Genomic DNA, 16,848 nt, shown 5'->3' with positions numbered 1-16,848 from the left:
CGCCGGCTCCCGATGAGCCGTCCCTGGCTTTGATGGAAGCGCTACGTTAGCGGCTGGGGGAGGAGCGACAACTGACAGGGATCAAGGTTGTGAGTGCCAGGCAGAATCAACGGAGGGCAAAAACACGAATCCCGCCACGGGGGCGGGATTCGTTTGCAATCAAAAGGCTCGCGAAGAACGCGAGCGCAGTTTCAGCTTGGGAACAGCTCGGACAGTTTCATGGCCAGCATCATGTCGCCTTCGGCGCGCAGCTTGCCGCCCATGAACGCTTGCATGCCGTCGGTGCTGCCGTCGACGATGCCCTGCAGGGTTTCGCCGTCCATCACCAGGGTCACCTGGGCGTCCGGGTTTTCACCTTCCTGCAGTTCGCAGGTGCTGTCCTTGACGACCAGCGAGAAATTCTTGGTATCGTCGATGCGGAAACCGAATACCAGGTCCAGGCCGGCAGCGGCGGCTGGGTTGAACTTGGCTTTCATGGCTTGTACGGCGTCGGCTACGGAGGTCATGGTTTCGATCCTTATTTGGGTGGTACAGCAAGGGTCTACAGTAATCCGGACTCAGCGAAAGGTGATGAGGTCCGGGGCCTTCAGCAGTTGCAGGTGGGCATGGCTGTTGAAGGAAGCCAGGGCCACCTCGCGGCCCCTGAATTTCAGGTGGTTGAGCGAGGTGTTGACGATTTGCCAGTTCAGTTCGAAGGCCTGTCGGGCCGGTATCTGGGTGATCAGGTGGAGCAGGGCGGTGATGGTGCCGCCGGAGGTGAATACGGCGATCTTATGGGTGTTGTCGGCTTGCTCCAGGATGCGCTGCAGGCCCGCCTGGACCCGCTCGACGAAACCCAGCCAGCTTTCCAGGCCCGGTGGGTCATACTGGCCGCTGAGCCAGCGTTCGACGATCAGTGCGAAGATGCGCTGGAATTCGGCGCGGTTCTGCGCAGCGTTACGCAGGATATGCAGCGCCTCGGGCTCCTGGGGGAGCATGTCCGGCAGCAGGGCGCGAATGACTGCGTCGGCATCGAATTCGTTGAACGCGGCGTCGATTTCCAGCTCGGGAACCGGCAACCCGGCGGCGGACATCTGGCCCAGCGCGCCGGTGGCGGTATCCTGTTGGCGACGCAGGTCACCCGAGAGGCAGCGATCGAATACGACACCGAGTTGCGCCAGGTGGCCGCCGAGCACTTGCGCCTGGCGCACGCCATTGGGTGAAAGGACATCGTAGTCGTCCGCACCAAAGGAGGCCTGGCCATGTCGAATCAGATAGATACTGCCCACGTCCGCGTCATCCCGGTACGTTGAAGGTTTGGCGAGGTTATGGGGATGGCGGTGAGCTGTCAATGAAAAAACATACGCTTGTTTGAAATGCCCGTTGCAGCCTTGTCCTGCCTCGCTCGCGTTAAGGTAACCAGCGGTTTCATGGCTGGTCGCGACGCAGGCGCATGGGTATGCTGGGACCGTTACGCGCCTGCGTTCAGTGGCGCATTGTATTTAAGGAGTTGCTGTGGAGTTTTTCATCGAGTACGCCGGTTTCCTGGCCAAGACCGTGACGCTGGTGATCGCCATCCTGGTGGTGCTGGCCAGTTTTGCGGCGCTGCGCAGCAAGGGGCGACGCAAGTCGACCGGCCAGTTGCAGGTGAGCAAACTCAACGATTTCTACAAGGGGCTGCGTGAGCGCCTGGAACAGACGCTGCTGGACAAGGATCAGCTCAAGGCCCTGCGCAAGGCCGAAGGCAAGGCTGAAAAGGCCGCAAAGAAGCACAAGGACAAACCGGCGGCCAAGCCCCGGGTGTTCGTGCTGGATTTCGACGGTGACATCAAGGCCTCGGCCACCGAGAGCCTGCGTCATGAAATCACTGCGCTGCTGACCCTGGCGACGCCGAAGGATGAAGTGGTGCTGCGCCTGGAGAGCGGCGGCGGCATGGTCCACAGCTACGGCCTGGCCTCGTCGCAACTGGCGCGGATCCGTCAGGCCGGCGTGCCGTTGACGGTCTGCATCGACAAGGTCGCGGCTAGCGGCGGCTACATGATGGCGTGCATCGGTGAGAAGATCATCAGCGCCCCCTTCGCGATCCTGGGTTCCATCGGCGTCGTCGCGCAGTTGCCCAACGTCAACCGGCTGCTGAAGAAACACGACATCGATTTCGAAGTGTTGACGGCCGGGGAATACAAACGCACGTTGACGGTGTTCGGCGAAAATACCGAGAAGGGCCGGGAGAAATTCCAGGAAGACCTGGACATCACCCATGAGCTGTTCAAGAACTTCGTGTCCAACTACCGCCCGCAACTGGCCATCGATGAAGTGGCAACCGGTGAAGTCTGGTTGGGTGTCGCGGCGCAGGGCAAGGGCCTGGTGGACGAGCTGAAAACCAGCGATGAGTACCTGGCCGAACGCGCCAAGGGTGCCGAGCTGTACCACCTGCACTACGCCGAACGCAAAAGCCTGCAGGAGCGCATCGGCATGGCGGCCAGCGGTTCGGTGGATCGTGTGCTGCTCAGTTGGTGGAGCCGCCTGACCCAGCAACGGTTCTGGTAATTCGGGGGCAGGTATTCACCACTAAACCCTGTGGGAGCGAGCCTGCTTGCGATAGCGGTGGCACATTCAACATAGATGCAAGCTGATCCACCGCCATCGCGAGCAGGCTCGCTCCCACAGTGGTTCGGGGGTGGGCTGAGCATTCAGAGTCACCGCCATTCCCTTGTGGGAGCGAGCTTGCTCGCGAAAGCGCCGGCACATCCAACATCCTCTGTTCAGACACACCGCCTTCGAGAGCAAGCCCGCTCCCACAGTGGTTCGGGGGTGGGCTGAGCATTCAGAGTTACCGCCATTCCCTTGTGGGAGCGAGCTTGCTCGCGAAAGCGCCGGCACATCCAGCATCCTCTGTTCAGACACACCGCCTTCGCGAGCAAGCTCGCTCCCACAGTAGTTCGGGGGCGGGCTGAGCATTCAGAGTCACCGCCATTCCCTTGTGGGAGCGAGCTTGCTCGCGAACGCGCCGGCACATTCAACATCCTCTGTTCAGACACACCACCTTCGCGAGCAAGCTCGCTCCCACAGTGATTCCGAGGTGGGCTGGGCATCGATCATTCAGCAACAAAAAAGCCCTGAACCGGCACACCCGGCTCAGGGCTTTTTCATGGGGCTGTTTCAGCGACGACGGAACAGCGGCAGCGGCTCGTCAGTGGCAGCCTGGTAGGTCACCGAGAAGTCCTTGAGGCTTTCGAGGGCTTCGTAGGGGTCTTTGTCGGCACGCAAGGCAAAGGCGTCGAAGCCGCAGCGGCGCATGTAGAACAGCTGGTCGCGCAGTACGTCGCCAATTGCCCGCAATTCACCCTTGAAGCCATAACGGTCACGCAGCAGGCGGGCGTTGGAGTAGCTGCGCCCGTCGGTGAAGGCCGGGAAGTTCAGGGCGATGACCTGCAACTGGTTGGCGTCCTCGCCGATTTCCTCGGCTTCCTCGTCGGCGTCCAGCCACACGCCCAGGCCGCCGTCGCGGGCCTTGAGGGCGTGGGCGTGATCGCGCCACAGGGCCAGGGGCACGATCAGGTCGTCACAGTTGGAGATGCCATCGAAGGTCGCGTCCTTGGGCAGCAGGTGCCAGGTTTCGTCGATGACTTCGTTGTTCTTAATGATTCGCTGCATAGACGCGTTCCTTGAAGAGGTCGATGCCAATACGTTGGTAAGTGTCGATGAAGCGCTCGTCTTCGGTACGTTGTTCGATGTACACGTCGATCAGCTTCTCGATCACGTCAGGCATGTCGTCCTGGGCAAACGACGGGCCGAGGATCTTGCCCAGGCTGGCGTCGCGGCTACCGCTGCCGCCCAGGGAGACCTGGTAGAATTCTTCGCCTTTCTTGTCTACGCCCAGGATGCCGATGTGGCCGACGTGGTGGTGACCACAGGCGTTCATGCAGCCGGAAATGTTCAGGTCCAGCTCGCCGATGTCGAACAGGTAGTCCAGGTCGTCGAAACGACGCTGGATCGATTCGGCGATAGGGATCGACTTGGCGTTGGCCAGCGAGCAGAAATCGCCGCCCGGGCAGCAGATGATGTCGGTCAGCAGGCCGATGTTCGGGGTGGCGAAACCTTGCTCGCGCAGCTCGCCCCACAGGGTGAACAACTGGCTCTGTTCAACGTCTGCCAGAATGATGTTCTGCTCGTGGGAGGTGCGCAGCTGGCCGAAACTGTAGCGCTCAGCCAGGTCGGCCACGGCGTCCAGTTGCTTGTCGGTGATGTCGCCTGGCGCGACGCCGGTCGGCTTCAGGGACAGGGTCACCGCGACATAACCCGGCTTCTTGTGGGCCAGGGTGTTGCGGGTGCGCCAGCGGGCGAAGCCCGGGTGTTCCTTGTCGAGGGCGGCCAGTTCGGCGTCCTGGTTGTCCAGGGCCTTGTAAGCCGGGTCGACGAAGTGCTTGGCGACGCGATGCACTTCGGCTTCGGTCAGGGTGGTCTGGCCGCCACGCAGGTGAGCCATCTCGGCTTCGACCTTCTCGGCGAACACTTCAGGCGTCAGGGCCTTGACCAGGATCTTGATCCGCGCCTTGTATTTGTTGTCGCGACGGCCGTAGCGGTTGTATACCCGCAGGATGGCGTCGAGGTAGCTCAGCAGGTCCTGCCACGGCAGGAACTCGTTGATGAACGCGCCGACCACCGGCGTACGCCCCAGGCCACCGCCCACCAGCACACGGAAGCCCAGCTCGCCGGCCGCGTTGTAGACCGTCTCCAGGCCGATGTCGTGGACTTCGATGGCCGCACGGTCCGAGGTCGAGCCGTTGATGGCGATCTTGAACTTGCGCGGCAGGTAGGCGAACTCGGGGTGGAAAGTCGTCCACTGGCGGACAATCTCGCACCACGGGCGCGGGTCGATCAACTCGTCGGCTGCGACACCGGCGAACTGGTCGGTGGTGACGTTGCGCAGGCAGTTGCCGCTGGTCTGGATCGCGTGCATCTGCACGGTGGCCAGTTCGGCGAGGATCTCGGGCACATCTTCCAGGGCCGGCCAGTTGTACTGGACGTTCTGCCGGGTACTGATGTGGGCGTAGCCCTTGTCGTAGTCGCGGGCAATTTGCGCCAGCTTGCGCACCTGGCGCGAGGTCAGCTGGCCATAAGGCACAGCCACGCGCAGCATCGGGGCGAAGCGCTGGATGTACAAGCCATTCTGCAAGCGCAGAGGGCGGAATTCTTCTTCGCTCAGCTCGCCTGCCAGATAGCGTCGGGTCTGATCACGGAACTGCTTGACGCGGTCCTCGATGATTCGCTGATCGTACTCGTCATATACGTACATATAAGTCTCGGTCTCAGGCTTGGGCCGATCAGAAACAGCTGCATGTTGGCTCGCTGGAATCGGGTTCTGCCTCGGCAATTCTGCGCGCACGGCCGCGCACTCCTAGGGGAGCCGGTGCAAGATACCTGTTTTGAGTTATGCGCAAAAGTGATGTTTGAGTATATGTAAAGAACCAAATCGACTAATGAGATGGATTATTGCCTAACCCACATTTGTCGTACGGGCAATCATCGTCTTAACTGTGGTCGAGTCCCTATGCAATCACCTACAAAACCGACAAGAGGCGATGCAATGAGCAATCCGACCAAAGCAAGGAAAAGCGACAGTACTGTTGATGCCTGGGCCATTTTGTTCCTGATTATCCTGGTGGTGGGCACCGCAGTGTTCTGGGTCAGTCATCAATAGGTTCGAGCTGTTGCCGACCACATGAAGGTCTCGCGTTCATGTGCCCGGTCGCCACCCGGGTCGTTATACTGGGTGGCGTATTATTTGAGGCGGACGGGATGTCGAAGTTTATCTGCAGGCTACTGGGACTGTTATGCCTGTCATTCTGGGCGCAGGCCCAGGCCGCCCATGTGGTTTCTTCTTCGTCCGAGGCGTCGCCTGGCAGTTCGACTGCGCCTTCAGTCGTGTTCCTGAACCCGGGGTACTCCACCGAGACCTTCTGGGTCACCTATACCGAATTCATGCAAGCAGCGGCAAACGGACTGGGTTTGCGGCTGCGCGTGGAGTATGCCGAGCGCGATCCCCAACTGATGATTCGCCAGGCGCACGAGGCCATCACGGCCAAGGACCGTCCGGACTACCTGGTGTTGGTCAACGAGCAGTATGTCGGCCCGCGGATCCTGCAGTTGGCGCAGGGCAGCGGGGTCAAGTTGTTCCTGGTGAACAACACGTTGACCGACGATCAGACTCGCCTGCTGACAGGGGACGGTACTCCACCTCCCGAGTTGCTCGGCAGCCTGGTGCCCGATGATGAGCGCAGCGGTTACCTGATGCTCAAGGAACTGTTGCGCCAATATGGACCGTTGGCGCCTGGGCAGACGCTCGATCTGCTGGCTTTTTCCGGGAAGAAACTCACCCCTTCGGCGCAACTGCGTGAGAAAGGCCTGGGCCGGGCGTTGGCCGAGCACCCGCAAGTGCACCTGCGCCAATTGGTCTATGGCGAGTGGAATCGCGAAAGGGCCTACGAGCAGGCGCGCCAATTGGTCAAGCGCTATCCGCAGGCCGCGCTGGTCTGGTCGGCCAACGATGAAATGGCCCTGGGCGCCATGCAGGCGTTCGAGGAGGCGGGTCGCCGGCCGGGCAAGGATGTGTTGTTCAGCGCCATGAACAGCTCCAGGCCGGCGCTGCAGGCCCGTATCGATGGGCGCTTGAGCGTGCTGTTAACTGGGCATTTCAGCTTGGGCGGGTGGGCCATGGTGTTGCTCCATGATCACGCCCGAGGCGTCGACCTCGCGCGCCACGGCGGCTACAACCAGCAGGTCGACCTGATGCAATCGCTCGATCCGGCCCGCGCCCGCGTGTGGTTGAACATGAACCCCTCCAAGGACTATCGCCTGGACTTCAAGCGCTTCAGCCTGGTGTCCCACCCGGATGGCAAGCACTATGCCTTCTCGCTTGATGCGCTGGGGCGGCGCTAGAACGGCTCAGATCGAGATGGGCCAATAGGGCTGTTTCGGTTCGAAAGAAAGCTGTTGCCATGCTTTGCGGACGTTCTATATGCCCGCAAAGTACAACACCAAGTTGACGATCCCATACAACGTCAACCCGAAAATCACCGTAAACAGGATGCCGAGGATGATGAAGTGGCTCGGCTTGCCGTGGGTGAAGTCGCGGGCGCGGTTTTTTCCGCTTTGCACGCCGAAGGCCGCCGCCCCCACGCTGTGCAGCATTTGCCAGAGGGTGGGCGGCTTATTTTCGGTCGGTTCGTCCATGATGCTCTCCATACACAAGGTCGTATGTGGAGAGCATAGCCAATTGCTGCGGACTTAGTTGTCGTAACCCAGATTCGGCGACAGCCAGCGTTCGGTCACGCTCAGCTCCTGGCCCTTGCGGGCGGTGTAGCTCTGGACCTGGTCCTTGTCGATCTTGCCCACGGCGAAGTATTGCGCCTGGGGGTGGGCGAAATACCAGCCGCTGACCGCCGCTGCCGGGAACATGGCGTAGTGTTCGGTGAGGAACACACCGCTGCGCCCGGCCTTCAGCTCGCTGGCCTCGGGGTCGAGCAGGCGGAACAGGGTGGCTTTCTCGGTGTGGTCCGGGCAGGCCGGGTAGCCGGGGGCAGGGCGGATGCCGGTGTATTGCTCCTTGATCAGGGCGTCGTTGTCCAGGCTTTCGTCCTGGGCGTAGCCCCAATACTCCTTGCGCACCTGCTGGTGCAGCCATTCGGCACAGGCTTCGGCCAGTCGGTCGGCCAGGGCCTTGACCATGATCGAGTTGTAGTCATCGCCAGCCTCCTGGTAGGCCTTGGCGACTTCTTCGGCGCCGATGCCGGCGGTGGTGATGAAACCGCCGACGTAGTCGGTCACGCCGCTGTCTTTGGGCGCGACGAAGTCGGCCAGGGAGAAGTTCGGCTTGCCGTCGGTCTTGATGATCTGCTGGCGCAAGTGATGCAGGCGGGCCAGTGGCTTGCCGTCGTCGCCATAGACTTCCAGGTCGTCGTCATGCACCTGGTTGGCCGGCCAGAAGCCGAACACGGCGCGGGCGCTGATGAGTTTCTCGTCGATCAGCTTGCGCAGCATCGCCCGGGCATCGGCGTACAGCGCGGTGGCGGCTTCGCCGACCACTTCGTCGGTGAGGATGCGCGGGTATTTGCCGGCCAGGTCCCAGGAAATGAAGAACGGTGTCCAGTCGATGTATTCGGCCAGGACGTTCAGGTCAATGTCGTCCAGCACCTTGGCGCCCGTGAAGGTCGGCTTGACCGGCTGGTAGCTGCTCCAGTCGAACTGTGGCTTCTTGGCCACGGCGGCGGGGTAGCTCAGGCGTTCGGTGCGGGCGCTGCGGTTGGACGTACGCTCGCGTACGTCGATGTAGTCCAGGCGGGTTTTCTCGACGAAAGCCGGCTTGAGCTCCTTGGACAGCAACTGGGTCGCCACGCCCACGGCGCGGGAGGCATCGGTGACGTAGATCACCGCGTCGTTGCTGTACTTGGGTTCGATCTTCACCGCCGTGTGGGCCTTGGAGGTGGTAGCGCCGCCAATCATCAGCGGCAGGTGGAAATCCTGGCGCTGCATCTCACGGGCCACATGCACCATCTCATCCAGGGACGGTGTGATCAGGCCGGACAGGCCGATGATGTCGCACTTCTGCTCCTTGGCCACCTGCAGGATCTTCTCCGCCGGCACCATCACGCCCAGGTCGACGATGTCATAGCCGTTGCAACCGAGCACCACGCCGACGATGTTCTTGCCGATGTCATGCACGTCGCCCTTGACCGTGGCCATCAGGATCTTGCCTTTGGCTTCCGGCTTGTCGCCTTTTTCCGCCTCGATGAACGGGATCAAGTGGGCCACGGCCTGCTTCATCACTCGGGCGGATTTGACCACCTGGGGCAGGAACATCTTGCCGGCGCCAAACAGGTCGCCGACGATGTTCATGCCGGCCATCAGCGGGCCTTCGATGACCTCGATCGGGCGGGCGAAAGACAGTCGCGATTCCTCGGTGTCTTCAACGATGTGGGTGGTGATGCCCTTGACCAGCGCATGTTCCAGGCGCTTGTTCACCTCCCAGCCGCGCCATTCCTCGGTTTCCGCCTCCTTGATGCTGCCGTCGCCCTTGTACTTGTCGGCGATGGCCAGCAGGGCGTCGGTGCCTTCGGGGGTGCGGTTGAGGATCACGTCTTCCACGGCGTCGCGCAGCTCCACCGGGATCTGGTCGTAGATCTCCAGTTGGCCGGCGTTGACGATGCCCATGGTCAGGCCAGCGCGGATCGCATACAGCAGGAACACCGAGTGGATCGCCTCGCGCACCGGGTTGTTGCCGCGGAACGAGAACGACACGTTGGACACCCCGCCCGAGGTCAGCGCGTAGGGCAGTTCGTCACGGATGTAGGCGCAGGCGTTGATGAAGTCCACGGCATAGTTGTTGTGCTCTTCGATGCCGGTGGCGACGGCGAAGATGTTCGGGTCGAAGATGATGTCTTCCGGTGGGAAGCCGACTTCATTGACCAGGATGTCATAGGAGCGCTTGCAGATTTCCTTCTTGCGCGCCTCGGTGTCGGCCTGGCCGGCTTCGTCGAAGGCCATCACCACCACGGCGGCGCCGTAGCGCTTGCACAGCTTGGCGTGATGGATGAACTGCTCGACGCCTTCCTTCATGCTGATGGAGTTGACGATGCCTTTACCCTGGATGCACTTGAGGCCGGCTTCGATCACTTCCCACTTGGAGGAGTCGATCATGATCGGCACACGGGAGATGTCCGGTTCGCCGGCAATCAGATTGAGGAAGGTCACCATGGCCTTCTTCGAATCGAGCATGCCCTCGTCCATGTTGATGTCGATCACTTGGGCGCCGGCCTCGACCTGTTGCAGGGCCACTTCCAGGGCTTCGGTGTAGTTGTCCTCGCGGATCAGCCGGGCGAACTTGGCGGAGCCGGTGATGTTGGTCCGCTCGCCGACGTTGACGAACAAGGAGCTGCGATCGATGGTGAACGGTTCCAGGCCCGACAGGCGGCAGGCCCGTGGGATCTCTGGAATCTGCCGCGGCGCGTAGCCGGCCACGGCCTTGGCGATGGCTTCGATGTGCGCCGGGGTGGTGCCGCAGCAGCCGCCGACAATGTTCAGGAAGCCGCTCTGGGCGAACTCTTCGATGACCTTGGCCGTTTCGGCCGGCAGTTCGTCGTATTCACCGAATTCGTTGGGCAGGCCGGCGTTGGGGTGGGCCGATACGTGGGTGCTGGCCTTGTTCGACAGCTCTTCCAGGTAGGGGCGCAGTTCGCTGGCACCGAGGGCGCAGTTCAGGCCCACGGAGATCGGCTTGGCGTGGGCCACGGAGTTCCAGAAGGCTTCGGTGGTTTGGCCCGAGAGGGTGCGGCCGGAGGCGTCGGTGATGGTGCCGGAGATCATGATCGGCAGTTCGACGCCCAGTTCCTCGTAGACGCCTTGCACGGCAAAGATCGCCGCCTTGGCGTTCAGCGTGTCGAAGATGGTTTCGATCAGGATCAGGTCGGCGCCGCCTTCGATCAGGCCCTTGGTGGCCTCGGTGTAGTTTTCCACCAGTTCGTCGAAGGTCACGTTGCGGTAGCCGGGGTTGTTCACATCCGGTGACAGCGAGCAGGTGCGGCTGGTCGGGCCGAGTACGCCGGCGACGAAGCGTGGCTTGTCCGGGGTTTCCAGGGTCTTGGCGTCGGCCACTTTACGGGCCAGGCGCGCGCCTTCCAGGTTCAGCTCGTAGGCCAGGCCCTGCATGCCGTAGTCGGCCTGGGACACCTGGGTGGCGTTGAAGGTGTTGGTTTCCAGGATGTCGGCGCCGGCATCCAGGTAGGCTTTTTCAATGGCACCGATCACGTCGGGGCGGCTGAGCACCAGCAAATCGTTGTTGCCCTTGACGTCGCTCGGCCAGTCGGCGAAGCGCTTGCCGCGGTAGTCCTGCTCTTCCAGCTTGTAGCTCTGGATCATCGTGCCCATGCCGCCGTCGAGGATCAGGATGCGTTCCTTGAGGGCTTGCTGGAGAAGATAAAGGCGAGCGCTGCGATCAGACATAGGACTACCTGGAAAAAAAGACCATTACGAAGGCCGGGATGATAGCAAACCTGTGCAGGATTTGATCATGATGGGCTTTTGCATGAATATCGCTCATGTTTGCAAGGCGATGCTGGCCCGGTAGAATCGCCGGACTATCTCTTCGGGACCCGAGACATGCCGTACCGCGTCTTATTCGGCAGTCTGTTGCTGCTGTTGTGTTTTACCGCAGCCGCCGGGAGTCTCGCTCCCGCGATCTCCTACACCCGCGACATCCAGCCGATTTTCACGGAAAAATGCGTGGCCTGTCATGCCTGCTACGACTCCGCCTGCCAGTTGAACCTGGGCAGCGGCGAAGGCGCGGCACGGGGGGCGAGCAAACTGACGGTGTACGACGGCGAGCGGCGCCGGGCGGCCGATCCGACCCGTTTGTTCTATGACGCCTCCGGCCAGCGCGCCTGGCAGCGCAAGGGCTTCTATTCGGTACTCGATGCCCAAGGCAGCCAGGCTGCCCTGATGGCGCGCATGCTGGATCTGGGACACCGCACGCCGCTGCAGCCCAACGCCAAGCTGCCGCAGGAGATCGTGCTGGGCCTCAATCGTGAAAACAGCTGCGCGATGCCGGATCAATTCAACGAATACGCCGGTGCCCATCCCATGGAAGGCATGCCCCTGGCTGTCACTGGGCTGACCGATCAGCAATACCAGACCCTGCAACGCTGGCTGGCTGCAGGTGCCCCCATCGATCAGCAGGCCCTGGCCCCGAGCGCCGCCGAAGCCTTGCAGGTGGTGCAATGGGAAAACCTGCTCAATGCCCCAGGGGCCCGGGAAAGCCTGGTGGGCCGCTGGTTGTTCGAGCATTGGTTCCTGGCGCACCTCTATTTCAAGGACGGCGAGCCGGGGCATTTCTTCCAGTGGGTCCGTTCGCGCACGCCCACCGGCCAGCCGATCGACCTGATCAATACCCGCCGTCCGAATGATGATCCCGGCACCCGCATCTATTACCGGCTCTGGCCGGTGCAAGGGGTGATCGTGCACAAGACCCACATCACCTACGGCTTGAGCGCGGCGAAGATGGCGCGCATCAAAAGCCTGTTCTACAGCGGCAACTGGCAGGTTTCGGCGTTGCCGGGCTACGGTCCGGAGCGCCGGGCCAACCCGTTTTCCACCTTCGAAGCGATTCCGGCCCAGGCTCGCTACCAGTTCATGCTCGATAACGCCGAGTATTTCGTGCGCACCTTCATTCGCGGGCCGGTGTGCCGGGGCCAGATCGCCACGGACGTGATCCGCGATAATTTCTGGGCGCTGTTCCAGGCCCCCGAGCATGACCTGTACATCACCGACCCGAACTACCGTGGCCAGGCCACCCCGTTGCTGGCGATGCCGGGCCAGAATGACGATGTGGGCAGCGTCGTCAGACTGTGGCTCGACTACCGGGACAAGCGCAACGAATACGAAGCCTTGCGCCGCGACGTCTATGCCGATGCGCCGGCGCCGAGCTGGTCGACGCTGTGGGCCGGCAATGACAATGCACTGCTGAGCATTTTCCGGCACTTCGACAGTGCCTCGGTCAACAAGGGCCTGATCGGCGAAGTCCCGCAGACGATCTGGCTGTTCGACTTTCCGTTGCTGGAACGCACCTATTACCAATTGGCGGTGAACTTCGATGTATTCGGCAACGTGTCCCACCAGGCCCAGACCCGGCTGTATTTCGATCTGATCCGCAACGGTGCGGAGCAGAACTTCCTGCGCCTGATGCCGGCCGACTCCCGGGAAGGCTACCTTGACGACTGGTACCAGGCCGGCGGCAAATTCAAGATGTGGCTCGATTACGAAGCCATCGACGATGACAAGCCGACCGCCCTCAAGCTTGACGAGCACGACCCCAAGGGCGATTTCGTCCACCAACTGCTGGCCCGTTACGGCGAGCTCAATGCGTTCCCCGACCCCATCAATCGCTGTGATGGTGCCTACTGCTCGCGCCCGAACATCGACCCGGCGCTGCAAAACGCCGAACAGGCCCTCAGCCGCCTGGTGTCACGCCCGGCGGCGGGGCTCAAGGTGATCGACCAACTGCCGGAAGCGACCCTGTTGCGCATCGAAACCGCCAGCGGTCATCGTGAGGTCTACAGCCTGCTGCGCAACCGAGCCCACAGCAACGTGGCGTTCCTGCTGGGCGAGGAGAAGCGCTACCAGCCGGGGTTGGACACACTGACGGTCTACCCGGGCGTGCTCGGCAGCTATCCGAACTTCATGTTCAACATTCCGGCCGGGCAAGTGCCGGCGTTCGTCGAAGCCATGCAAGGCGCCCAGGACGCACCGGCGTTCGAGCGGATTGTCGAGCGCTGGGGCATTCGCCGCAGTCACCCGCAGTTCTGGCAGTACTTCCATGACCTGAGCCAGTACATCCAGGAGACAGAGCCCGTGGAGAGTGGTGTGCTGGACATGAATCGCTACCAGAACCTCTGATCGACGGCCCCGGTGGCAAACTCCGTGCCGCCGGGCGCTTTCCCGACAAAAATACTAGGACTTTGTCCGGCGCGATGATTGGCGTAAACTGCCGGCAAGCCTGCGAGGAGTTTCCATGACCGCCATTACCATTACCGATGCCGCCCACGATTACCTGGCCGACCTGCTGTCCAAGCAGAACACGCCTGGTATCGGGATCCGCATCTTCATCACCCAGCCCGGCACCCAGTACGCTGAGACGTGCATTGCCTACTGCAAGCCGGGGGAAGAAAAACCCGAAGACACCGCGTTGGGGCTCAAGAGCTTTACCGCGTACATCGACTCGTTCAGCGAAGCCTTCCTGGACGATGCGGTGGTCGACTACGCCACGGACCGCATGGGCGGCCAGCTGACCATCAAGGCGCCCAACGCCAAGGTGCCGATGGTCAATGCCGACAGCCCGGTCAATGAGCGCATCAATTACTACCTGCAAACCGAAATCAACCCGGGGCTGGCCAGCCACGGCGGCCAGGTTTCGCTGATCGACGTGGTGGAAGACGGCATCGCCGTGCTCCAGTTCGGCGGCGGCTGCCAGGGCTGCGGCCAGGCTGACGTGACCTTGAAGGAAGGCATCGAGCGCACCTTGCTCGAGCGCATTCCGGAGCTCAAGGGCGTACGCGACGTGACCGACCACACGCAGAAAGAAAACGCCTACTACTGATTGTGGCGATACCAACTGGCGATCAGCTCGTAACCTGTGGGAGCAAGGCTTGCCCGCGATGCAAACACCTCGGTGCAGCTGATAGACCGAGGCGATACCTTCGCGGGCAAGCCTTGCTCCCACAGGTTCGCTCCCACAGGGGGATCGAGGTGGGTTCTCTGGCGAGTCAGGGCCTGTAGAGATGCGCATGCCCGGCGCGGTACAGCGAAGATTCGCTGAACACATCGTTGCCCAGCACCCGTCCCACCAGAATCAGCGCCGTGCGGCGAAAGCCCTTGGCGCGTACCTTTGCTGCGATATCGTCCAGCGTCCCCAGCACCCAATCCTGATCCGGCCATGTCGCCCGGTGGATTACCGCAATCGGGCAATCGGTGCCGTAGTGGGGCCGCAGTTCGTCGACGATTTTTTCCAGATGATTGACCCCCAGATGAATGGCCATGGTCGCCCCGTGCTGCGCCAGGCTGCCCAGCTCTTCCCCGGTGGGCATCGGGCTTTTGTCGGCGTAGCGGGTGAGGATCAGGCTTTGGGAAATGTCCGGCAGGGTCAGTTCGGCGCCCAGCAGGGCGGCGCAGGCTGAGGTCGCGGTCACACCCGGGATGATTTCGAAAGGGATGTCCAATTCCCGCAGGCAACGAATCTGCTCGCCAATGGCGCCGTACAGGCTCGGGTCGCCGGAATGCACCCGGGCCACGTTGTGGCCCTTCAGATGAGCGCTCTTGATCAATTCAATGATCTGTTCCAGATGCAGCTCGGCGCTGTTGATTACCTGTTCGGCGCGGTGGCCTTCAAGGACGGCGGTCGGCACCAGCGAGCCGGCGTAGATGATGACTGCACACTGGCGGATCAATCGCTGGCCTTTGACTGTGATGAGATCCGGGTCGCCGGGGCCGGCGCCGATGAAGTAAACGGTCATGACCGGCTCCTGTGAAAGATGGGTGAGCGTTGCCCAGATGAAGATCGCTCATGATCCTGGGCGCCGATTATCGGGATTTAGGCCACGACCGCCAATGCCAACGTGCTCTTGGGGCCTTTCTGGCGAGTCATCAGCAGCGTCGCGGGCGGTGTGCCCAACCGATCGGCCAAGGCCAGGGCGGCGCTTTCGGCGATGCCGTAGCAACCGGTTCGCTCGAAGGCGATCTCGGAGCGGTGACTGAGCCGCTGCTCGTAGCCGGCCAATTGTTCGACACTGAAGCAGGTCAGCGGCACGGCCAGTTGTTCGGCCAGTTGCAGCAGGCCCGGCTCGTCACGCTTGAGGTCGATACTGGCCAGGGCCCGCACCTGATCAAGCGCAATGCCCTGGGCCAGCAACGCCTGGTCGAGCAAGGCCCGCAGCGTGCTGGCCGGGCAGCCGCGCTGGCAGCCGAGGCCGACCACCAGCATCGGCGTGGTGCTCATGCGTCGTGGTGGGCTTGGCTGTCACGGCGAAACAGCCAGGCGCTGATCAGGCCGAGGGCCAGCCAGAACGCGACGTTGGTCAGCTGCGAGGCGATCTTGAACTGACTCTCCAGCGCTTCGGGCGCCAGCATCGAGTGGACTTCAGGCTGCGGCGCGCCGATGACATGGGGCACCAGCAACGTCGCCACGCCCAGCAGCTTGAGCAGCCAATGCCGGCCGAAGGCGATCAGGGCAATGCCCACCGCCGTGGACGCCGCGGTGCCGATCCACCACATCTGCCGTTGGGCCAGGTCGGCCGCTGCGGTACCGGGCAGTTCCGGGGGCAAGCCGAGGGTCGGCGCCAGGACGAACGTGGCATAACCGGCCAGGCCCCAGAGCAGGCCCTGGGACGTGCGAGTCGGTGCGCGCAAGGTGTACAGGCCCGCCAGCATCAGGGCAAAACCCACGGCGACCACCAGGTTGCCGCCGGTGGTGGAGAGCACTCGCTGCCAACCGTCTTCCGGCTCCCAGGCTTGGGCATCATGAGTATGAGCCGCACCATCGGCGTGTTCATGGACCTCGGTCGCCGGGGCCTTCTCGAAGGTTTCCGCCTGGAGAATCAGTGGCGATACCCAGAAACTTTGCAGCAGAGTCAGCAGCAGGGCGGCCAGCAAGCCGCTGAAACCAGCGGTCTGCGCGATACGCTTGATCATGGCGTCAGTTCTCAATGGCACGGGAAAGCGGCGCTGTGGCGGGTATCGTGGGCGGCATTGTGTACCGCTTCGATGTGAGAGAAACCGGCGAAATAGACCAGCCCCGCGCCCAGGATCGAAGCCAGGATTGCGGCGCTCAGGCGTTGGCTCAGGGTGGTGGTGCTGCTGGCGGTGCGGGCGGTGCTGCTGATGGTCGACATGGCGCTTCCCTCTGTTTTTGTTCCGTGGGGGATGCGAGCGCGATGAGACCCCGGGCGAAAGCCCGCCAAGGTTCGAACAGCGCCCGCCCACCGCGGGTTTGTTGATGCATGAGTCAAGGGCCGGTCTCCGGGCTCGCGAGGGGCCGGGCTTGTGCCTGGCCTGCAAGCGTCACCTTCCCATGTCCGGGGACACAGTGGTTCAGACGCTTCGCTCGCTTACCGTTGCGGGGGCAGCACCGGACTGACGTGGCTTTGGAGTAAAGCACACGATTCACCGGTTTCCCGTTTCACCCTGTGAAGGGCACCCGTAACAAGTGGTTTGTGTAGCGGGCTCTGCTAGCCCAACTTCGGCGCCAGAATTTGAGCTAGCAGAACCCGCTACGCAAACCATGCACAGGAGAGCATGGGCGGGGGCGGGGCGTCAATGTACAAGGGG

Annotated in this window: 14 protein-coding genes and 1 riboswitch; of the genes, 4 read left to right on the top strand and 10 right to left on the bottom strand. The window is 62.2% G+C overall.

The features are described 5' to 3' along the window. Positions 1–191 precede the first annotated feature (191 nt). Both LQ215_RS23440 and LQ215_RS23435 read right to left on the bottom strand, forming a co-directional pair. The gene (locus LQ215_RS23440; protein WP_046062064.1) at positions 192–506 is read right to left on the bottom strand and encodes an SCP2 sterol-binding domain-containing protein; all 315 of its coding nucleotides are present in this window, start codon (positions 504–506) and stop codon (positions 192–194) included. Positions 507–557: 51 nt separating this feature from the next. Next, positions 558–1,268, bottom strand: coding sequence for a histidine phosphatase family protein (locus LQ215_RS23435; protein ID WP_230152786.1), 711 nt, complete (start codon positions 1,266–1,268; stop codon positions 558–560). 226 nt (positions 1,269–1,494) lie between these two features. Here LQ215_RS23435 and sohB point away from each other — a divergent pair, with 226 nt between their 5' ends. Next, positions 1,495–2,526, top strand: coding sequence for a protease SohB (gene sohB, locus LQ215_RS23430; protein ID WP_230152785.1), 1,032 nt, complete (start codon positions 1,495–1,497; stop codon positions 2,524–2,526). A gap of 612 nt (positions 2,527–3,138) precedes the next feature. Here the strand turns inward: sohB and LQ215_RS23425 are convergent. Further along, positions 3,139–3,633, bottom strand: a complete 495-nt coding sequence (locus LQ215_RS23425; RefSeq protein WP_018604779.1) for a DUF934 domain-containing protein — start codon at positions 3,631–3,633, stop codon at positions 3,139–3,141. Next, entirely contained in the window at positions 3,617–5,275 is a 1,659-nt protein-coding gene (locus LQ215_RS23420; protein WP_230152784.1) for a nitrite/sulfite reductase, read from the bottom strand. The genes LQ215_RS23425 and LQ215_RS23420 overlap by 17 nt, the downstream gene beginning before the upstream one ends. Positions 5,276–5,778: 503 nt before the next feature. On the opposite strand from LQ215_RS23420, the gene LQ215_RS23415 reads away from it, so the two are divergent. Then, entirely contained in the window at positions 5,779–6,918 is a 1,140-nt protein-coding gene (locus LQ215_RS23415) for an ABC transporter substrate-binding protein (RefSeq protein ID WP_230152783.1), read from the top strand. Between the two features lie 75 nt (positions 6,919–6,993). Here LQ215_RS23415 and LQ215_RS23410 read toward each other — a convergent pair whose 3' ends face one another. After that, positions 6,994–7,212 carry a DUF2970 domain-containing protein gene (locus tag LQ215_RS23410; protein ID WP_230152782.1) on the bottom strand — a complete coding sequence of 73 codons (219 nt, stop codon included), beginning with the start codon at positions 7,210–7,212 and terminating at the stop codon, positions 6,994–6,996. A 54-nt stretch (positions 7,213–7,266) separates the two neighbouring features. Beyond that, the gene (metH, locus tag LQ215_RS23405) at positions 7,267–10,977 is read right to left on the bottom strand and encodes a methionine synthase (RefSeq protein WP_230152781.1); all 3,711 of its coding nucleotides are present in this window, start codon (positions 10,975–10,977) and stop codon (positions 7,267–7,269) included. 156 nt (positions 10,978–11,133) lie between these two features. On the opposite strand from metH, the gene LQ215_RS23400 reads away from it, so the two are divergent. Continuing rightward, on the top strand, positions 11,134–13,425 hold the full coding sequence (locus LQ215_RS23400; protein WP_230152780.1) for a fatty acid cis/trans isomerase: 2,292 nt from the start codon (positions 11,134–11,136) through the stop codon (positions 13,423–13,425). Positions 13,426–13,540: 115 nt separating this feature from the next. Beyond that, positions 13,541–14,125: a Fe-S biogenesis protein NfuA gene (gene nfuA / locus LQ215_RS23395; protein WP_003182850.1), complete on the top strand. Its 585-nt coding sequence runs from the start codon at positions 13,541–13,543 to the stop codon at positions 14,123–14,125. A 166-nt stretch (positions 14,126–14,291) separates the two neighbouring features. Here nfuA and cobM read toward each other — a convergent pair whose 3' ends face one another. The 4 genes from cobM to LQ215_RS23375 form a co-directional block, all read right to left on the bottom strand. Then, positions 14,292–15,038, bottom strand: a complete 747-nt coding sequence (gene cobM / locus LQ215_RS23390) for a precorrin-4 C(11)-methyltransferase (protein WP_230152779.1) — start codon at positions 15,036–15,038, stop codon at positions 14,292–14,294. A 77-nt stretch (positions 15,039–15,115) separates the two neighbouring features. After that, positions 15,116–15,520 carry a cobalamin biosynthesis protein gene (locus tag LQ215_RS23385; protein ID WP_230152778.1) on the bottom strand — a complete coding sequence of 135 codons (405 nt, stop codon included), beginning with the start codon at positions 15,518–15,520 and terminating at the stop codon, positions 15,116–15,118. Then, positions 15,517–16,212, bottom strand: a complete 696-nt coding sequence (locus LQ215_RS23380) for a CbtA family protein (RefSeq protein WP_230152777.1) — start codon at positions 16,210–16,212, stop codon at positions 15,517–15,519. Before LQ215_RS23380 ends, LQ215_RS23385 begins: the two co-directional genes overlap by 4 nt. 11 nt (positions 16,213–16,223) lie before the next feature. Then, positions 16,224–16,412 carry a CbtB domain-containing protein gene (locus LQ215_RS23375; RefSeq protein WP_014338677.1) on the bottom strand — a complete coding sequence of 63 codons (189 nt, stop codon included), beginning with the start codon at positions 16,410–16,412 and terminating at the stop codon, positions 16,224–16,226. A 101-nt stretch (positions 16,413–16,513) separates the two neighbouring features. Further along, a riboswitch (cobalamin riboswitch) is annotated at positions 16,514–16,736 on the bottom strand. Between the last annotated feature and the right edge of the window lie 112 nt (positions 16,737–16,848).

Source organism: Pseudomonas brassicacearum, from assembly GCF_918698105.1.
Lineage (GTDB): Bacteria > Pseudomonadota > Gammaproteobacteria > Pseudomonadales > Pseudomonadaceae > Aquipseudomonas > Aquipseudomonas brassicacearum_F.
Note: the sequence above shows the minus strand (reverse complement) of the source record. Positions and strands in the feature narration are given on the sequence as shown.